The following is a 16,510-nucleotide window of genomic DNA, read 5'->3' on the forward strand; positions in this document are numbered from 1 at the left end:
TATATTTTTTATTTTACGTTGAAAATTTGTTCCAATATCTTAATCGTAATCAAATAAGTTGGTTTTACACCCGTAGTTCCCAATCCGCCTGAAGCTAATGTGCTTCCTGTTTCCAGTGGATTATCAGAGGCGTAATAAGCATACCTAACTTTAACATTATGAGGGACACTTTTTCTAATTTTTGAAGCAGATTGTATCGCTTTTTGGTAATATGAACCTTCCATTTCAAGTCCGATAATTCCCCAAGTCGATTCATGGAAAAACTTCAATAAATCCCTGTTCTGCAAAGAAGTTCCTAAAACAGTAACCATTGGACCTGCAAAAACAGCAATATCATTTCCTTCAAACATGTCAGCAGTCAATTCATTTTTGAAAAAATAATTATCCGCCGTTCCTTCATTGATGTGCGCATTAGGAATCATAATATCCCCTTTTCCACCTTCCAGAATTCCAGCTTTCCCCATGATAGAAACTGATTCCACATTCAATAAGGTGTCTTTTTTGAATGGTTTCAATAACTCGTCAATGGTTTCATAAGCCTGTTCTCCAAATGCATAATCCATAACAATCAACACTGGTTTTTTATCTCCTGTATTTGCCTTAGGAAAAGATGTTTTTGCCCAGTCAATTTTGGCGGTATCAAAAATCTGAACATCTATATTGGTTCCCGATGTGTCCGGCAACGAAATCATTCCAAATTTCAAGGCTACTTCTTCCACTTGGTTCCGAACAGCATTCGCGCCGGACTTACTCAATTCCTCATAAATAAAGAAATCAGATTTGTCCTTAAACTTGGTTTTTAAAACTTTCGTTGCAAAAATAGAGTTCATCACACTGTGCATGTTCGCACTAATTACGTGAATCGGACGGTCTAAAAGTTGGTTTTCTTTCAAAACCTCCTTGATGTTAGTGGCCCAAATTTCCCCGTGAATGTGATGTCCCAATCGCTCTCTTAAAATAGGACTGAAAGTAATCGTTCTTTTATTATCATCTACAATTTCTTCAATGGCGAGTTTCCCCAACCAAAATATGACATGTAAAAAGCGATCTGGCGCAGCAGCTGAACCAAAAGAGTCATAAATATCCAGTACTTCCTCAAATGTTCTTCCAAGAATATTAGCGGCATGTGAAATAGCTTTTTCTTTTTCAACAAGAGTCAGTTTCTTCTTTTGGGAAACCGCTTGTTCTAATTTGAACCAGTCTCTGGAAACCTCACCGGCATCATCTAATAAAACCCTGTTTCTAATTTTGTGTGATTCGATAAAAATAAAAGTCAAATGCGTCAGAATATCATAAATATCCGAGCGTCCGCGCGTGATCTCAACGTTCATTTGTTCCTCGTCTATTCGGTAACAATTACGACGTCTTTTTGGCGGTACAATCGCTTGAAAATGCGATTTAGAATACCCTTCATCCGAAGTTAAATTGATAAATCTGCATTCTTCTATTCCTACCGGAAGACGTTCAATGACATATAAAAGTCCGTTCAATTCTACTTTTTCTTCGGCAATATTTCCATAAATTTCTGGTCGTAATGCTAATAATGCTTCGCGCAACGTATCACCTGAAATTCCCATCGGTTTGTAAAATCCCCTATTGAAAAGATGACGCATCGTGATGTACATTTTTTCAATAGCTGCCGATGATTCTTGTGCTCTGGAGCGTGATATATTTTTTGTTTCTTTCATTTTCTGCTTATTTTCTAACCTTCAAAGGTAAGACATTTATTCTCTTTTTAACAAATCCACAATATTTCTGTCATTGGAAAGCCTCGGGATTTTATTTTGTCCGCCCAGTTTGCCAATGGATTTCATATAGTCCTGAAAGCCATTTTTAGCCACTTTGGTAATCACCACTTTTCGCAACACTTTGCCAACAATCAAATCATCATAATACATGTTCTGTTTTCGCATCGCATTGTCCAGCACTTCCGCAAAAGATACGCTGTCTTCCGGTTCGTTTTCAAATTCAATAAACCATTCGTGGTACGGTAACCCTACTGCTGGAGTGATTTGTGGTGCGACCGTAAATTCATTGATTCGAATATTAGTTCCAATAATTGCTTCCTGCAGCGCACTCTCCACTTCTTTCCCAATCACGTGTTCGCCAAAAGCAGAAATATAATGTTTGATTCTTCCCGAGACAATTATTCGGTACGGTTTTAAGCTGATAAACTGTACGGTATCGCCGATATTATATCCCCAAAGTCCCGCATTGGTTGAAATTATCAAAACATAATTCACTCCCAATTCTACTTCACCAATCGTATATCGTTTTGGATTTTCAGTGTAAAATTCATCCGATTTAATAAATTCATAAAAAATTCCGGAGTTCAGAAGCAGTAACATTCCTTTATCCTTTTGCGAATCCTGATACGCGAAAAAACCTTCCGAAGCCGGAAACAATTCTATACTGTCTACTTTTCTTCCAATAAGATTTTCAAATTTAGCGCGATACGGTTCATAATTGACGCCACCGTAAATAAACAAATTGAAATTTTTGAAGATTTCCCCCACTGGCTTCCCCCCTTTTTGATGTAATTTCTCAAAATACATTTGAACCCAGGAAGGAATCCCGGAAATCACAGCCATGTTCTCGTTGATTGTTTCCTCGACAATCGCATTTACTTTGGTTTCCCAATCTTCGATACAATTGGTTTCCCAAGATGGCATTCTGTTTTTTTGAAGGTATTTTGGAACAAAATGTGCCACAATTCCAGACAATCTTCCTAATTTAATTCCGTTTTTTTCTTCTAATATTGGACTCCCTTGCAAGAAAATCATTTTACCGTCAACAAAATCAGCATTTCCAGTTTCGTGAATGTAATGCAAAATTGCATTTCGGGCCGCCTCAATATGATACGGCATGGATTCCTTAGTTAACGGAATATATTTGGCCCCGGAAGTCGTTCCGGAAGTCTTGGCAAAATAAAGTGGTTTTCCTTTCCAAAGGATATTTTTCTCGCCTTTTACAACCTTATCTACATACGGTTTTAGCGCCTCATAATCCCGAACCGGAACTTGTTTAGCAAAATCGTTCTCGTTTGCTATTTGGTCAAAATGATGGTCAATCCCAAATTGTGTTTGTTTGGCATCTTGGATTAATTGCAACAGCACTTTTCTTTGAGTTGCAATTGGATCGTTGGACCAAAGCTGTGTTTCCTTGTATATTTTTTTTGCAAATAATTTTGCTGCAAATGATTTTATTGACATTTTTATTTTGTTCTTTAAAAATTGAAAGATACTTTTTATTTCGGATTTCCGTTCCTGGTTTTTGAGGAGCTTGGAAGAGAATTTTTATCTTCTTTCGCTACTTGTTCTCGCAGCTCCCGTTCTTGTTTTGATGGCGATAAATCAACTGGTATAATAATTTCAGCTGCTGCTTCCAGTATGGAATCTTTATTGAATTTAGCATATTCCAGCTCTCCATTCAACACTTTCTGGATGGATTTAATGTAGGCTTCATTTCTTTTTAAAGCATTAGACAACGAATCTGATTTTAAGGCTAATTCCGTTGCATCTCGCTTTAATTTTGACGAGGAATACCCTGGTATTAATTCCCGTAAAGGAGTAAAAGCAATAATTAAAGTAGTGACAAATGTGATAATTATTGCTCCCAAAGTCGCTACCACAAAAACATTCATTAAGGTAAGTTTCAATGAAAATGTCTCTTCAAAAGTATCTTCATTTAATATGATTAAACGTCTTTTGTTAAATAAATTTTCCTTGATTTTGCGTCGCTTTTGTCTTTTTTTGGACATATAATTTGATTAATGAACAAATATAACAATTATTGTCCTTGCTTGTGTTTACTTGTATTTATCCCGTATTGAAAACCTAAATTAATTTTTAGCAAATTTTTAACGCTTTTGAAACCAAATAAATGCGGTAAAATTAATCTCCGTAAACTATTTCTATATACCTTTGCTTATAGATTTATTACAAATTTGCTTCGGCAATAAATTATTCAATCATGGGAAGATTAGGTGTTACAGAAATCCTCGTTATATTAGCGATTGTTTTATTACTTTTTGGTGGTAAAAAAATACCGGAACTTATGAAAGGTTTAGGAAGCGGAATCAAAGAGTTTAAAAACGCAGCCAAAGATGGTCAGCCAGCTGATAAGAAAGAAGAAGAAATAAAATAAAAAAAAAGCTTTTCATAATATGAAAAGCTTTTTTTTATGGTTTAAATGATCATTGTTCGATGCATTTAATTTTTAAACTAATTGGAGTAAATTTCGAAAATATCATTTTCTTCTGAATCAATAAATTCGATTATTTTATCTTTATTTTTTTGGATTAAATCAACTAATTTTTTGGTGTCTAAATTATAGGTTTTCAAATAAATTAACTTTGGTGGTGCTTTTCTTAGAAGTACAATTTTTTCAAAATCATCGTCTTTACTGATGATTGTAAATCCATATTTCTTAGCATAATCCCAAATAGAAATATCATCTGCATGTTGTTTAATTTATAATTCTGATGCGTGAATAACTTCTGCGAAAATTGGCGTGAGCTGTTTTATCATTCGCCAAGATAAATTTTCATCTAATAACAGCTTCACGATGCAAATGCTATTTTAGTCATATTGTCACGATAAGCTGCAAATGAAAGTGTTGCAATTATTTTTTGTTTATCTAAGGCTGGAAAATCTGCAATAATTTCATCCATCGACATTCCTGCTGCTAAATAAGATAACACATCCGAAACTGTGATTCTGGTGCCAGAAATACAAGGTTTTCCACTTCTAATTTCTGGGTTAATGCTGATGTATTTTTGCCAATTTTCCATAATTGATTTGTTTAATATTCAAATTTAATCAATTTTTTTGATTCATTGTTAAATAACCATTGTCAACTGAATTCTCTTTCTGTCTTCATCTACTTCGGTGACTTTGACCTGCACATGTTGGTGCAATTTAACCACTTCATTCACATCGCTGACAAAACCCGCTTTGAGTTGGGAAATGTGAACCAGGCCACTTTCTTTGACTCCAATATCTACAAAACAACCAAAATTAGTAATGTTATTCACAATTCCCGGTAAAACCATTCCTGTTTTTACATCTTTTATCGTTTTTACATTGGGGTCAAATTCAAAAACTTTGGCTGATTTTCTGGGATCTAATCCCGGTTTTTCAAGTTCTTTGATAATGTCTTTCAATCCCAACAAACCTATTTCTGGTGTAATGTAATTTTCTGGTTTTATTAAAACCGTTTTCTCTTTATTTGCAATTAAATCATGCACCGTCAATTTTAAATCTTTTGCCATTTTCTCCACAATTCCGTACGCTTCGGGATGAACAGCCGAATTATCCAACGGATTTTTTGCATTCGAAATTCGGATAAAAGCAACGCCTTGCTGGTACGCTTTTTCACCCAAACGCGGCACTTTTTTAAGTTGTTTTCGATCTGTAAAAGGACCATTTTCAGAACGATATTGAACAATATTTTCGGCCAGCTTCTCTCCTATTCCACTCACGTAACTCAATAAATGCTTGCTCGCAGTGTTGATGTTTATCCCAACCGAATTCACGCAACGAATCACCGTATTATCCAGTTCTTCTTTCAACTTATTTTGGTCAACATCATGTTGGTATTGGCCTACGCCAATGGCTTTCGGGTCAATTTTTACCAACTCAGCCAATGGATCACTTAATCTTCGCCCGATAGAAACTGAACCTCGAACTGTAACATCATAATTCGGAAATTCATCTCTGGCAATTTTTGAGGCAGAATAAACCGATGCTCCCGCTTCTGAAACGATAAAAACTTGGACCGGCTTATCGAAAGCTATTTTCTTGATGAAGAATTCGGTTTCACGTGAAGCGGTTCCGTTTCCTATAGAAATGGCATCAATTTTATACGAATTCACCATCGAACGAATTTTCTTCATCGCCATTGCTTCCTCTTTTTGAGGCGCATGCGGATAAATGGTTTCATTGTATAACAAATCTCCTTTTTCGTCCAAACAAACAATTTTACAACCGCTTCTAAAACCAGGATCAATTGCCAGAATTCGTTTTTCTCCCAAAGGCGGTGCTAGTAATAATTGCCCCAAATTGTTCGCAAAAACCTGAATAGAATTGGCGTCAGCCTTCGCTTTGGCTTCTTGCAAAGCTTCATTTGAAATCGCTGGATTCAGCAATCGTTTATAACTGTCTTCAATAGCTAATTGAACGTGCGGCGTAGTTTTATTTTGACCTTTTAAAACTAACGTGTCAATAATATCATACGCTTCATCAATATCCACTTCAACTTTAAATTTGATAAATCCTTCATTTTCGGCACGAAGCATCGCCAATAGTCGGTGTGAAGGGGCTTTTGTCAGCGGTTCTGACCAGTCGAAATACTGATTGAATTTTTGTGCTGCTTCGTCGTCTTTCTTTGTTTTTACAACTTTGGTGGTGATGATAGCTTTGCGTTCATACAATCGTCGGAGTTGTTTGCGAACAAAAACATTTTCATTAATCCATTCGGCAATAATATCTCTTGCTCCTTGTAATGCCGCTACTTCATTGATGACCTTTTCATTCAAATACTTTGTGGATATAAAATTGACATCGTCATTATTTTGCGCCATGATGATTTTGGCCAGCGGTTCCAATCCATTTTCACGGGCAACATCCGCTTTAGTTTTTTTCTTCTTTTTGAATGGCAGATAAAAATCTTCTAATTCCTGTAAATCAAAACTTTGTTGGATTTTTTTTTCTAATTCTGGACTGAGCGCATTTTGTTCCTCAATCGATTTTAAAATCGCTTCTTTACGTTTTACAATCACTTCGTATTCTTTTTGAAGCTTTGCAATTTGTTCTATTTGTACCTCATCCAGATTTCCTGTTGTATCTTTTCGATAGCGAGAAATAAAAGGAATAGTACAATCTTCTTGTAATAATTGTACTGTTTTTTGAATGTTTATTGCTGCAGTGGCAACGACTTTTGATATGAATTGTATATTGGTCATTTTAAATTTAAGATTATAAAATCATGTTGCTAAAATAGTATCTTTGGATCAAAATCCTCATTTATGTTTTTTTTATTCTGGTATTTTCCACTAATTAATTTGGTTGCTTTTTCAACAATAGGAATTGACAAACAACTAGCTGTAAATCAAAAAAGACGCATTTCAGAACTTAATTTATTGCTGCCAAGCGTTATTGGCGGTACAATTGGTTCCGGGTTAGCTATGCTTCTATTTAGACATAAAACCTCAAAAGAAAGCTTCCTTTTGAGGTTTTACGGAATTATATTAATTCAAATTTTAATCCTTTTTGGACTGTATAATTTTGGAATAATTAAATTCTAACAAGAAATTTTATCCACTCTTTTTTGATGTCTTCCACCTTCAAATTCTGTATTTAAGAACGCTTCTACCATTTCTACTGCTTGTGGAATTGAAGTAAAACGAGCTGGAATACTAATAATATTCGCATCATTATGTTGACGCGCCAAAACTGCAATTTCTTTTATCCAACATAAAGCAGCGCGAACTTTAGACTGTTTATTGACTGTCATAGAAATTCCGTTTCCACTTCCGCAAATAACAATTCCAAAATCAGCTTTTCCTTCAGAAACATCCGTTGCAACCGGGCGACCAAAATCTGGATAATCCACACTTTCTGCGGAATCTGTTCCATAATTAATTACTTGATGTCCTTTTGCTTCAAGCATTTGGACAATTGCTTTTTTGTAATCCGGGCCTGCGTGATCATTTCCTATAGAGATTTTCATGATTTATGTATTAAGTTGTGTATTGCAAATTTAAAAAAAGTAATCTATTCTGATGAATTTAAATCTTGCTTCTTTACCAGATTATTTTAATTGAAATGTACCTTTAAATATGAATTCAACAAAACGTTCTGTAACTATCAGATTACTATTAAATTAAAGGTTATCAACAATTATTTTAAATGTATAAATAGCTGTAAATCAATGAAAGTTATATATTTAAAATGTTAAAAATTTGCATTGTTAATAGCAAAACGCAATTGCTTGATATTCAGTTAACTTTAAATTAACACAAACTGTTCATAACTTTGGATAGAAAATAAGAACTATTTTTTAATTGTATCAAAAAAATATGTAATCCAAAACCTAGTTTTCAAATCCTAATTTAGTTCAGGGAATTTTTAGAATAGTTATCAATAATAAAAAGTAGGTTATCAACAAAAAACTGTAATGTGAGTTATTTACAAAAGCAATAGTTTTTGTGTTATCAACGATTGTTAATTAAAATATAAAAAGACTTTAAAACTAATGCTTTATCACAAAATAAGTATGTTAATAACTCTAAATAAAATCTTTAAACTTGGTTTCAAAGCTTTTTAAAATATATTTATTGCTACTATTAACACGCTATAATAACAACCAAAAAATAATTTAAATTTAATTTTTATTTTTTATTATATTAATATGTGTTGACAACTTTCAAAAAATTAAAACCTAAAAATTGATTTTAGATCTAAACGATTTTTAAATTGTTGTTGAGATTGTCTAATAATTCCTGAACTTTTTCAAAGTCATTAAAATGAATTTTGAGTTTGATTCCACCGTATGCGAAACTTCCAAACGGATCAATGGAAACCAATGTTTCATTTTCAAAAAAATAGTGAATATCTTCCTGCTCCAGCAAATGCTTTATAACTATAATTTCATGTGAATAATTAAAAATTGCAATGGTTTGAAATTCTTCCATTTTTGATACTTTTTATAAAGGTACAACTATTCTGTAAAGTTATATTTTCTTTAAAACTGTGAACTCTTTACCGATAACAGTTTAGTATTTTGTAATTTTAGACTTTTAAGAACAGATTTATGAGTAAAAGATTAAGAAAGCCGATAAAAAAAGAGAAAGATTTCTCTGAAAAAATTATAAAAATATTATCGCAAAGTGCTAATAAAGCATTCAATTATAAACAAATAGGTGCAAAGCTGGAGCTTGACGATACTGAAAGCAGAAATCAAATTATAAAAGATTTGAAGATTCTGGCTTCGCAAAATAAAATTATAGAATCAGAACCGGGTAAATACTTAGTAAAAGCTGAGAGTAAAGAGTATTATGAAGGTAAAATTGACATGACCGGACGTAAAACAGCTTATTTTGTTTGTCCTGAAATGGAAGAAGATGTCTTTATCCCAACCAATAACTTAAACCACGCTTTGGACAAAGATATCGTCAAAGTGTATGTTTACAATCGCAGAAAAGGAAAAAGACCTGAAGGTGAAGTAATTGAAGTACTTGAAAGAAACAAAACCGACTTTGTTGGTGTTATTGACATTCAAGCAAATTTTGCTTTTGTTTCTACTGCAAATCCAAAAATGTATACCGATATTTTTATTCCAAAAGATAAAATAGGTGATGCGGAGCAAGGCGATGTAGTTTTGGTTCACATCGAAGATTGGCCAGCCAGAGCTGATAGTCCTTTTGGTTCTGTAATAAAAGTTTTAGGTAAACCAGGAGAACACGATACGGAAATCCACGCTATTCTTGCTGAATACGGATTACCATCTGAGTTTCCTATTGAAGTAGAAACGTTTGCACAAAAAATTGATACTTCGATTGAAGAAGATGAAATTGCCAAACGTCGTGACATGCGAGATACGTTGACTTTTACGATTGATCCAAAAGATGCGAAGGATTTTGATGATGCACTTTCATTCAAAAAATTAGAAAATGGTAATTATGAAATTGGTATTCACATTGCCGATGTTTCATATTATCTTCAGGAAGGAACAATCCTGGACGATGAAGCGTATCAAAGAGCAACATCCGTTTATTTAGTGGATCGGGTAGTGCCAATGTTACCGGAAGTATTATCAAATTTTGCTTGTTCTTTACGTCCAAATGAAGAAAAATACACATTTTCCGCTATTTTTGAAATAACGGAAACCTCACAAGTTGTCAACCAATGGTTTGGTCGAACGGTAATTTATTCCGATCAACGTTTTGCTTACGAGGAAGCGCAATACATCATAGAAACCAAAGACGATGTAATTCCTGAAGAAATTTCGATTACGGGAAGTTCGTATCAAGTTTCTTCAGAAATTGTTGCTGCGACTCTAAAAATGGATGAATTAGCTAAAATTTTTAGAAAAAGAAGAATGGCTGAAGGAGCGATATCTTTTGATAAAGTTGAAGTCAAATTCAATTTAGATGAAGCCGGTGAACCTCAAGGGGTTTATTTTAAAGTTTCAAAAGATGCCAATCATCTGATTGAAGAATTCATGCTTTTGGCTAACAGAAAAGTAGCGGAATACATTGGAAAACAAAAGAAAACTTTTATTTACAGAATTCACGATGAACCAAATGAAGATAAATTAATTGCCATGCAAACGGTGATTGCTAAGTTTGGTTACAAAATTGATTTCCGTAACAAAGGCGATATTTCAAAATCATTGAATGCGTTGATGGAAGAAGTGAATGGTAAAAAAGAACAAAATTTAATTGATACGCTTGCGATTAGAAGTATGAGTAAAGCCAAATATTCTACGGATAACATAGGACATTACGGTTTGGCTTTTGATTATTATTCGCATTTTACTTCACCAATTCGTCGTTATCCGGATGTAATGGTGCATCGATTGTTGCAACATTATCTAGACGGAGGAAAATCTGTAGATGAAGAAACGTATGAAACAAAATGTGTTCATTCGTCCACAATGGAAGGTTTGGCAACCAATGCTGAACGTGATTCTATTAAATATATGCAGGTAAAATACATGCAAGATCATCAGGATCAGGAATTTTTAGGAGTAATTTCAGGTGTGACAGAATGGGGAATTTATGTTGAAATCATAGAAAATAAATGTGAAGGAATGTGTAGAATTAGAGATATAAAAGACGATTATTACACCTTTGATGAAAAACAATATGCACTAACCGGAGCAACTTCTGGTAAATTATTACAATTAGGTGACGAAATTTACGTTAAAGTAAAAAATGCCGATTTAGTTAAAAAACAACTGGATTTTAATTTTTTAAGAAGAATTGGAGAACCGTTAAAATAAAAAAAATGAAAAAATTAATGATACTTGCTGTTGTATTTTTGAGTCAACTAACAAATGCTCAAGCAACCAGAAACTTAGGAGATTTTGATGAAGTTAAAGTTTTTGATAAAATCAATGTCAAATTAATTGAATCATCAGAGAACAAAATTGTCGTAACAGGAGCACGAGCTGACGAAGTGGAAACGGTAAATAAAAACGGAGAATTAAAAATCAGAATGCCTTTTCCACAATTATTATCAGGTGAAGATATTATGGTTAAATTATATTTTAAAAATCTGGAAAGTATCGCGGTAAGTGAGGGGAGTTATGTTTCAAGTGAAAAAGATTTTAAACAAACAAGCTTGGATTTAAATGCAAAATCAGGAGGAGAAATAAACTTGGACATAAATGTTGATAAAGTAGTTGTGAAAGCGAATGCTGGTGGAATAGTTACTTTATCCGGGAAAACGAAAAATCAAGATGTTGTAATAACTTCTGGAGGAATTTTAAACGCAAAGGATTTAGAGACTTCACAAACCACAATAAGCGTTGCTGCAGGAGGAAAATCAGAAATCCATGCGTCAACATTAGTTGATGCAAAAGTAAGAGCTGGAGGCTCTATTTTTATTTACGGAAAACCAAAACAGATTAACAAGGAAGTTTTCATTGGCGGTACGATTTTAGAAAAAAATTAGTACTTTGGTTTAGATTTTGGAGCAATAAATTTAAATTTTTAATGATAAACGACATATTAGCTGGTATTCCTTGGGGAATTTTCTTGAGTTTTATGATTGGTCCTGTTTTTTTTATTTTACTGGAAACAAGTATTATAAAAGGATTTAGAGCGGCTTTAGTGTTTGATTTAGGAGTCGTTTTAGGAGATATTGTTTTTATTGGAATTGCTTATTTAGGCAGTTATCGGTTGATTCAAAGTTTAAAAGATCAGCCGGCTCTTTTCATTTTTGGAGGTGTATTAATGTTAGCTTATGGCATAATTTCGTTCATACAGCTAAAGAAAGAACAAAAAATTAATACGGATATTATCGATAAGGAAATTGTCAAAAAAAACTATATAAACCTTTTTATAAAAGGTTTTTTGTTAAACATCATCAACATTGGTGTTCTTGGTTTTTGGTTGGCAATCATTATTTCTGTTGGGCCAAAACTAGAAATGCAAACTTCTAGAATGATAACTTTCTTTATTGCAGTTATTGGGACTTATTTGTTTGTAGATTGTATCAAAATACTTTTGGCGAAACAATTAAAAACAAAACTTACTCCTGTAAATATTCTCAAAATTAAAAAAGGAATTAGTATTGTAATGATGGTTTTCGGATTGGTTTTAATCACCCAAGGGTGGTTCCCGGAAGAAAAAGCAATGGTAAAAGATGCATTCGATAAAATAGATAATTAATAGATTTTAATTTTCATAAAACAGTAAAAAGCCTTGACTCTAAATAATTTAGAATCAAGGCTTTTTACTGTAAACTATTATAACTCTAAGGCAATGTAATCGAAAAATTTACCACTTAAATGACTTACTGGTTTAAGATTTTTAACATATAAGTCATGTACGTTTTTAGTTACCACCTTATCAATTTAAAATTATTTTTGAACCAGTAAGAAATTAAGTTTCATTGAGACCTAACACTTAATTTTTCTTAATTTTTTAATGGTTTATAATATAATATTCTCGAATTTTTTCTTAAAAATTAGACATAAAAAAAACCTTCAAATTACTTTGAAGGTTTTAGAATATCGTCTGGATTCGAACCAAACTTTACTTAATTTTTTTTAAAAATTGGACACAAAAAAACCTCCAAATTGCTTTGAAGGTTTTAGAGGCATTGTCCGGATTCGAACCAAACTTTACTTAATTTTTCTTAAAAATTGGACACAAAAAAACCTCCAAATTGCTTTGAAGGTTTTTAACTATCGTCTGGATTCGAACCATACTTTACTTAATTTTTCTTAAAAATTGGACATAAAAAAAACCTCCAAATTACTTTGAAGGTTTTAGAATATCGTCTGAATTCGAACCATACTTTACTTAATTTTTCTTAAAAATTGGACATAAAAAAAACCTCCAAATTACTTTGAAGGTTTTAGAGGCATCGTCCGGATTCGAACCGGAGTAGGAGCTTTTGCAGAGCCCAGCCTAGCCGCTCGGCCACGACGCCATTGTTAAACGGATGGCAAAAGTACTTAAAAAGTTTAATGTTTAAAAGATTAAAGTTTAAAAGTTTTAAAAAATATTTTTTTATTCTTTTTAAGCATTTTTGATTTAACTTCTGTATTCTTCCATTTCGATAGTAACTGCTTCAACATCACCGCCAATAGGAGGATTGAGTTTAGAAACCGCTACAATGATTCTGGAAATCTCAGGAATTTCTTCAAATATGCGCGTTATGATCCGGTGTGCCACATGTTCTAATAAGTCCGAACGAATCGCCATTTCCTCGACAACAATGCGGTTTAAGAGCACGTAATCAACTGTATCTTTCAAATCATCAGTTAAGCTGGATTTTCTCAAATCGGTCTTAACTTCTAAATTGACGGTATAGTCTGATCCAATTTTCCCTTCCTCGATCAAGCAACCGTGGTAGGAATAAGTTCTGATATTTTTAAGTTTTATAATTCCCATTATTTTATTTTTTTGTTTAAAATTGTAAAGTGTAAAGCGAAATTGCTAACTTTTCATAGGTTTCTATGGAAACATTAAACTTTAAACCTCAAACTTTTTTTATCTTTGCTAAAATAAAACAAAAAAATGTCAACTGAAGAAAAATCACTCCATTTTATAGAACAAATCATCGAAGACAGTTTATCAAACGGTTTTCCCAAAGATAAATTACGTTTTCGTTTTCCTCCTGAGCCCAATGGGTATTTGCACATTGGTCATGCTAAATCGATTTGCTTAAATTTTGGTTTAGGGCTAAAGTATAATGCGCCGGTAAACTTGCGTTTTGATGATACTAATCCTGCAAAAGAAGAGCAGGAATATGTAGATGCCATCAAAGAAGATTTGAAATGGTTGGGATATAATTGGACGGAGGAATTGTATTCTTCTGATTATTTTCAGCAATTATATGAATGGGCAATTTCGATGATTAAAAATGGAAAAGCGTATGTAGATAGTCAATCGTCAGAAGATATGGCGCTTCAAAAAGGAACGCCAACACAACCGGGAGTTGATGGTCCTCACAGAAACCGTTCAGTTGAAGAAAATCTTACTTTATTCGAAGGAATGAAAAATGGTGATTTTCTGGAAGGAAGTCATGTTTTACGTGCTAAAATTGATATGACGTCTACGAATATGTTGATGCGTGATCCATTAATGTATCGTGTTTTGCACCGTCATCATCACAGAACTGGAAACGATTGGAAAATTTATCCAATGTATGATTATGCACATGGTGAAAGTGATTATATAGAGCAAATTTCACACTCTATTTGTACGTTAGAATTTGTCATGCATCGAGAATTATACAATTGGTTTTTGGACCAAATTTATGATGATTCAAAAGTAAGACCACATCAATATGAATTTGCACGTTTGAACTTGAATTACACAGTAATGAGCAAGCGAAAACTATTGCAATTAGTTCAGGAAAATATAGTGAATGGCTGGGATGATCCTAGAATGCCAACCATTTCAGGATTAAGAAGAAGAGGTTACACAGCAAATTCTATTCGTAAGTTTTGTGATATAATTGGTGTTGCTAAACGGGAAAATATAATTGATTTTTCTCTTTTGGAATTTTGCTTACGTGAAGATTTGAATAAAACTGCTCCAAGAGTTATGGCAGTTTTAGATCCAATAAAATTGGTGATTACGAATTATCCGGAAGATAAAGAAGAATGGTTGGAAGCCGAAAACAATCAGGAAGATGAAAGCGCAGGATTTAGAAAAGTTCCTTTTTCTAAAGAATTATTTATTGAAAGAGAAGACTTTCTTGAAGAGGCTCCGGCAAAGTTTTTCCGATTGAGTTTAGGCAGAGAAGTACGTCTTAAAAACGCTTATATCATCAAAGGCGAAAGTGTTATAAAAGACGCTGCCGGAACGATAACTGAGATTCATGTAACTTATGATGAAGATAGTCGAAGTGGAAGTGGGAGCGAAGCCAGTCAACGAAAAGTAGCGGGAACCTTGCATTGGGTTTCGATTCAACATGCTTTGGAAGCGGAAGTACGTCTTTATGATCGCTTGTTTATCGATGAAGCACCAGACAGCCATAAAGAGAAAAATTTCTTGGAATTCACGAATACGGATTCATTACAAATTGTTAAAGGATTTGTTGAACCAAGTTTAGCAACAGTTCATGCCGGAGAAAAATTTCAGTTTCAACGATTGGGTTATTTCAATGTGGACAAAGATTCAACGGAAGGCAAAATTGTCTTTAATAAAACCGTTGGATTGAAAGATGCTTGGGAAGAAAAAGGTAAAAAAGAAGAAAATTTATTGATGAATACTCAAAAAGAAATCAATAAATATGTTAAGGAAAAAGACGAAAACAATGCCAATTTGATTCTTAACGCCATTGTTGAAAACATAAAAAGTATTGATAATTACAGTTTAATTATTCAGACTATTGTCAAAAACATTAAGAATGATAATAACTCGTTGTTGTTTTCAAATCTGATTTTGCATCATTCTGATAAAGTACAAGTACAAGATATTGAGGCAGATTCTTTAACAAAATTATATACGATGTCCTTAAAAAGTCAGATGGCAACTGTTAGAATTTTGGTAATTGAGAATTTACAAAATGATTTGAATAATTTTAGTCTTTTTCAAACACAACTTTCAGATATGAAAAATAATGAAAAAAACGAAAAAGTGTTGCAATTATTAAATGAGCTTAAAATTTAAGCTTTATTTTTAAATAGGTTTTATCGATTCAAAGTCCTCTTAGCAGAGGACTTTTGGCATTATAGTAATTTATTATGATAATTTAATTTTCAATAGTTTAATGCAATTAAAAATGACTTTCATAAAGCGTTTTTCAAGCTGTTTATTTAAATAAACAGTACGAAGTATAAATTCAAAAAAATCATTTAACAGCTCGCTTTTATTTGCTTTCTGTCCTGTGAAATTGCACTTTAACGAGTTGTTAGCGGGTTGTTGTTAATAAATCCGTATCTTTATAAATCAAACTTTTTAAAACTAAGAATTATGTCAAATACTACAGGAAATACATTATTCGCTATTTTAGCAGGAGTAGCAATTGGAGCCGGAATAGGAATTTTGTACGCACCTGATAAAGGATCAAAAACAAGAAGAAAATTAAAAGATGGTTTTGATGGTGCCAAAAATGATTTACAAAATAAACTTGATTCTGTATCAGTACAATTGAGCGACCAATTAACAACAGCTAAATTTGATTTAGAAGAAACCTACGAAGATTTAGTTTCAAATATGAGTCATAAAACCGAAGAGGTAATTTCTTTTTTAGAAGATAAATTAGCCGATTTAAAACGGAAAAATGCAAAACTTCAAAAATAATCTTGCATTTTCCATCTA

16 protein-coding genes and 1 tRNA gene are annotated in these 16,510 nt (G+C 32.9%); 7 read left to right on the forward strand and 10 right to left on the reverse strand.

The window, feature by feature from the left end; all coding sequences use genetic code 11:
- Nucleotides 1-8: 8 nt before the first annotated feature.
- From ACP7AT_RS00855 to ACP7AT_RS00865, 3 genes are read right to left on the reverse strand one after another with little or no spacing between them, the layout of a single operon-like run.
- Entirely contained in the window at nt 9-1,688 is a 1,680-nt protein-coding gene (locus ACP7AT_RS00855) for a DUF6909 family protein (protein WP_426062480.1), read from the reverse strand.
- Nucleotides 1,689-1,724: 36 nt separating this feature from the next.
- Nucleotides 1,725-3,212: a GH3 auxin-responsive promoter family protein gene (locus ACP7AT_RS00860; protein ID WP_426062481.1), complete on the reverse strand. Its 1,488-nt coding sequence runs from the start codon at nt 3,210-3,212 to the stop codon at nt 1,725-1,727.
- A gap of 35 nt (nt 3,213-3,247) precedes the next feature.
- Nucleotides 3,248-3,760 carry a peptidase gene (locus tag ACP7AT_RS00865; RefSeq protein WP_426062482.1) on the reverse strand — a complete coding sequence of 171 codons (513 nt, stop codon included), beginning with the start codon at nt 3,758-3,760 and terminating at the stop codon, nt 3,248-3,250.
- Nucleotides 3,761-3,972: 212 nt separating this feature from the next.
- Between ACP7AT_RS00865 and tatA the strand changes: the two genes are divergently transcribed.
- Nucleotides 3,973-4,146, forward strand: a complete 174-nt coding sequence (gene tatA, locus ACP7AT_RS00870; protein ID WP_113636086.1) for a twin-arginine translocase TatA/TatE family subunit — start codon at nt 3,973-3,975, stop codon at nt 4,144-4,146.
- A 77-nt stretch (nt 4,147-4,223) separates the two neighbouring features.
- Here the strand turns inward: tatA and ACP7AT_RS00875 are convergent, their stop codons facing one another.
- The 3 genes from ACP7AT_RS00875 to ACP7AT_RS00885 form a co-directional block, all read right to left on the reverse strand.
- Nucleotides 4,224-4,472: a DUF5615 family PIN-like protein gene (locus tag ACP7AT_RS00875; RefSeq protein ID WP_426062742.1), complete on the reverse strand. Its 249-nt coding sequence runs from the start codon at nt 4,470-4,472 to the stop codon at nt 4,224-4,226.
- An 89-nt stretch (nt 4,473-4,561) separates the two neighbouring features.
- The gene (locus ACP7AT_RS00880; protein WP_426062483.1) at nt 4,562-4,792 is read right to left on the reverse strand and encodes a DUF433 domain-containing protein; all 231 of its coding nucleotides are present in this window, start codon (nt 4,790-4,792) and stop codon (nt 4,562-4,564) included.
- 48 nt (nt 4,793-4,840) lie between these two features.
- Entirely contained in the window at nt 4,841-6,964 is a 2,124-nt protein-coding gene (locus ACP7AT_RS00885) for a Tex family protein (RefSeq protein WP_426062484.1), read from the reverse strand.
- A gap of 63 nt (nt 6,965-7,027) precedes the next feature.
- On the opposite strand from ACP7AT_RS00885, the gene ACP7AT_RS00890 reads away from it, so the two are divergent.
- Entirely contained in the window at nt 7,028-7,306 is a 279-nt protein-coding gene (locus tag ACP7AT_RS00890) for a DUF1294 domain-containing protein (RefSeq protein ID WP_426062485.1), read from the forward strand.
- Here ACP7AT_RS00890 and rpiB read toward each other — a convergent pair.
- Together rpiB and ACP7AT_RS00900 are read right to left on the reverse strand one after the other, a co-directional pair.
- Nucleotides 7,303-7,731: a ribose 5-phosphate isomerase B gene (gene rpiB / locus ACP7AT_RS00895; protein WP_426062486.1), complete on the reverse strand. Its 429-nt coding sequence runs from the start codon at nt 7,729-7,731 to the stop codon at nt 7,303-7,305. The genes ACP7AT_RS00890 and rpiB overlap by 4 nt on opposite strands.
- Nucleotides 7,732-8,461: 730 nt before the next feature.
- Nucleotides 8,462-8,695: a DUF2007 domain-containing protein gene (locus ACP7AT_RS00900; RefSeq protein WP_426062487.1), complete on the reverse strand. Its 234-nt coding sequence runs from the start codon at nt 8,693-8,695 to the stop codon at nt 8,462-8,464.
- A 119-nt stretch (nt 8,696-8,814) separates the two neighbouring features.
- On the opposite strand from ACP7AT_RS00900, the gene rnr reads away from it, so the two are divergent.
- Genes rnr through ACP7AT_RS00915 form a run of 3 tightly spaced genes read left to right on the forward strand, consistent with a single transcriptional unit; the run spans nt 8,815 to nt 12,400 of the window.
- Nucleotides 8,815-11,007 (forward strand): ribonuclease R, encoded by a 2,193-nt coding sequence (gene rnr / locus ACP7AT_RS00905; protein WP_426062488.1) that lies wholly within the window; start codon nt 8,815-8,817, stop codon nt 11,005-11,007.
- Nucleotides 11,008-11,012: 5 nt separating this feature from the next.
- The gene (locus ACP7AT_RS00910) at nt 11,013-11,681 is read left to right on the forward strand and encodes a head GIN domain-containing protein (RefSeq protein ID WP_426062489.1); all 669 of its coding nucleotides are present in this window, start codon (nt 11,013-11,015) and stop codon (nt 11,679-11,681) included.
- 41 nt (nt 11,682-11,722) lie between these two features.
- Nucleotides 11,723-12,400: a LysE family translocator gene (locus ACP7AT_RS00915; RefSeq protein WP_426062490.1), complete on the forward strand. Its 678-nt coding sequence runs from the start codon at nt 11,723-11,725 to the stop codon at nt 12,398-12,400.
- A gap of 695 nt (nt 12,401-13,095) precedes the next feature.
- Here the strand turns inward: ACP7AT_RS00915 and ACP7AT_RS00920 are convergent.
- Both ACP7AT_RS00920 and folB read right to left on the reverse strand, forming a co-directional pair.
- Nucleotides 13,096-13,166: transfer RNA gene (locus tag ACP7AT_RS00920), tRNA-Cys, on the reverse strand.
- A gap of 104 nt (nt 13,167-13,270) precedes the next feature.
- A complete protein-coding gene (gene folB, locus ACP7AT_RS00925) occupies nt 13,271-13,630 on the reverse strand; it encodes a dihydroneopterin aldolase (protein WP_426062491.1) in 360 nt (119 codons plus the stop codon).
- A gap of 126 nt (nt 13,631-13,756) precedes the next feature.
- Here folB and ACP7AT_RS00930 point away from each other — a divergent pair, with 126 nt between their 5' ends.
- Entirely contained in the window at nt 13,757-15,859 is a 2,103-nt protein-coding gene (locus ACP7AT_RS00930; RefSeq protein ID WP_426062492.1) for a glutamine--tRNA ligase/YqeY domain fusion protein, read from the forward strand.
- Nucleotides 15,860-16,162: 303 nt separating this feature from the next.
- Nucleotides 16,163-16,492, forward strand: coding sequence for a YtxH domain-containing protein (locus ACP7AT_RS00935; RefSeq protein WP_426062493.1), 330 nt, complete (start codon nt 16,163-16,165; stop codon nt 16,490-16,492).
- Nucleotides 16,493-16,510: the final 18 nt, after the last annotated feature.

This window comes from Flavobacterium sp. DSP2-3-1 (assembly GCF_049896865.1).
Lineage (GTDB): Bacteria > Bacteroidota > Bacteroidia > Flavobacteriales > Flavobacteriaceae > Flavobacterium.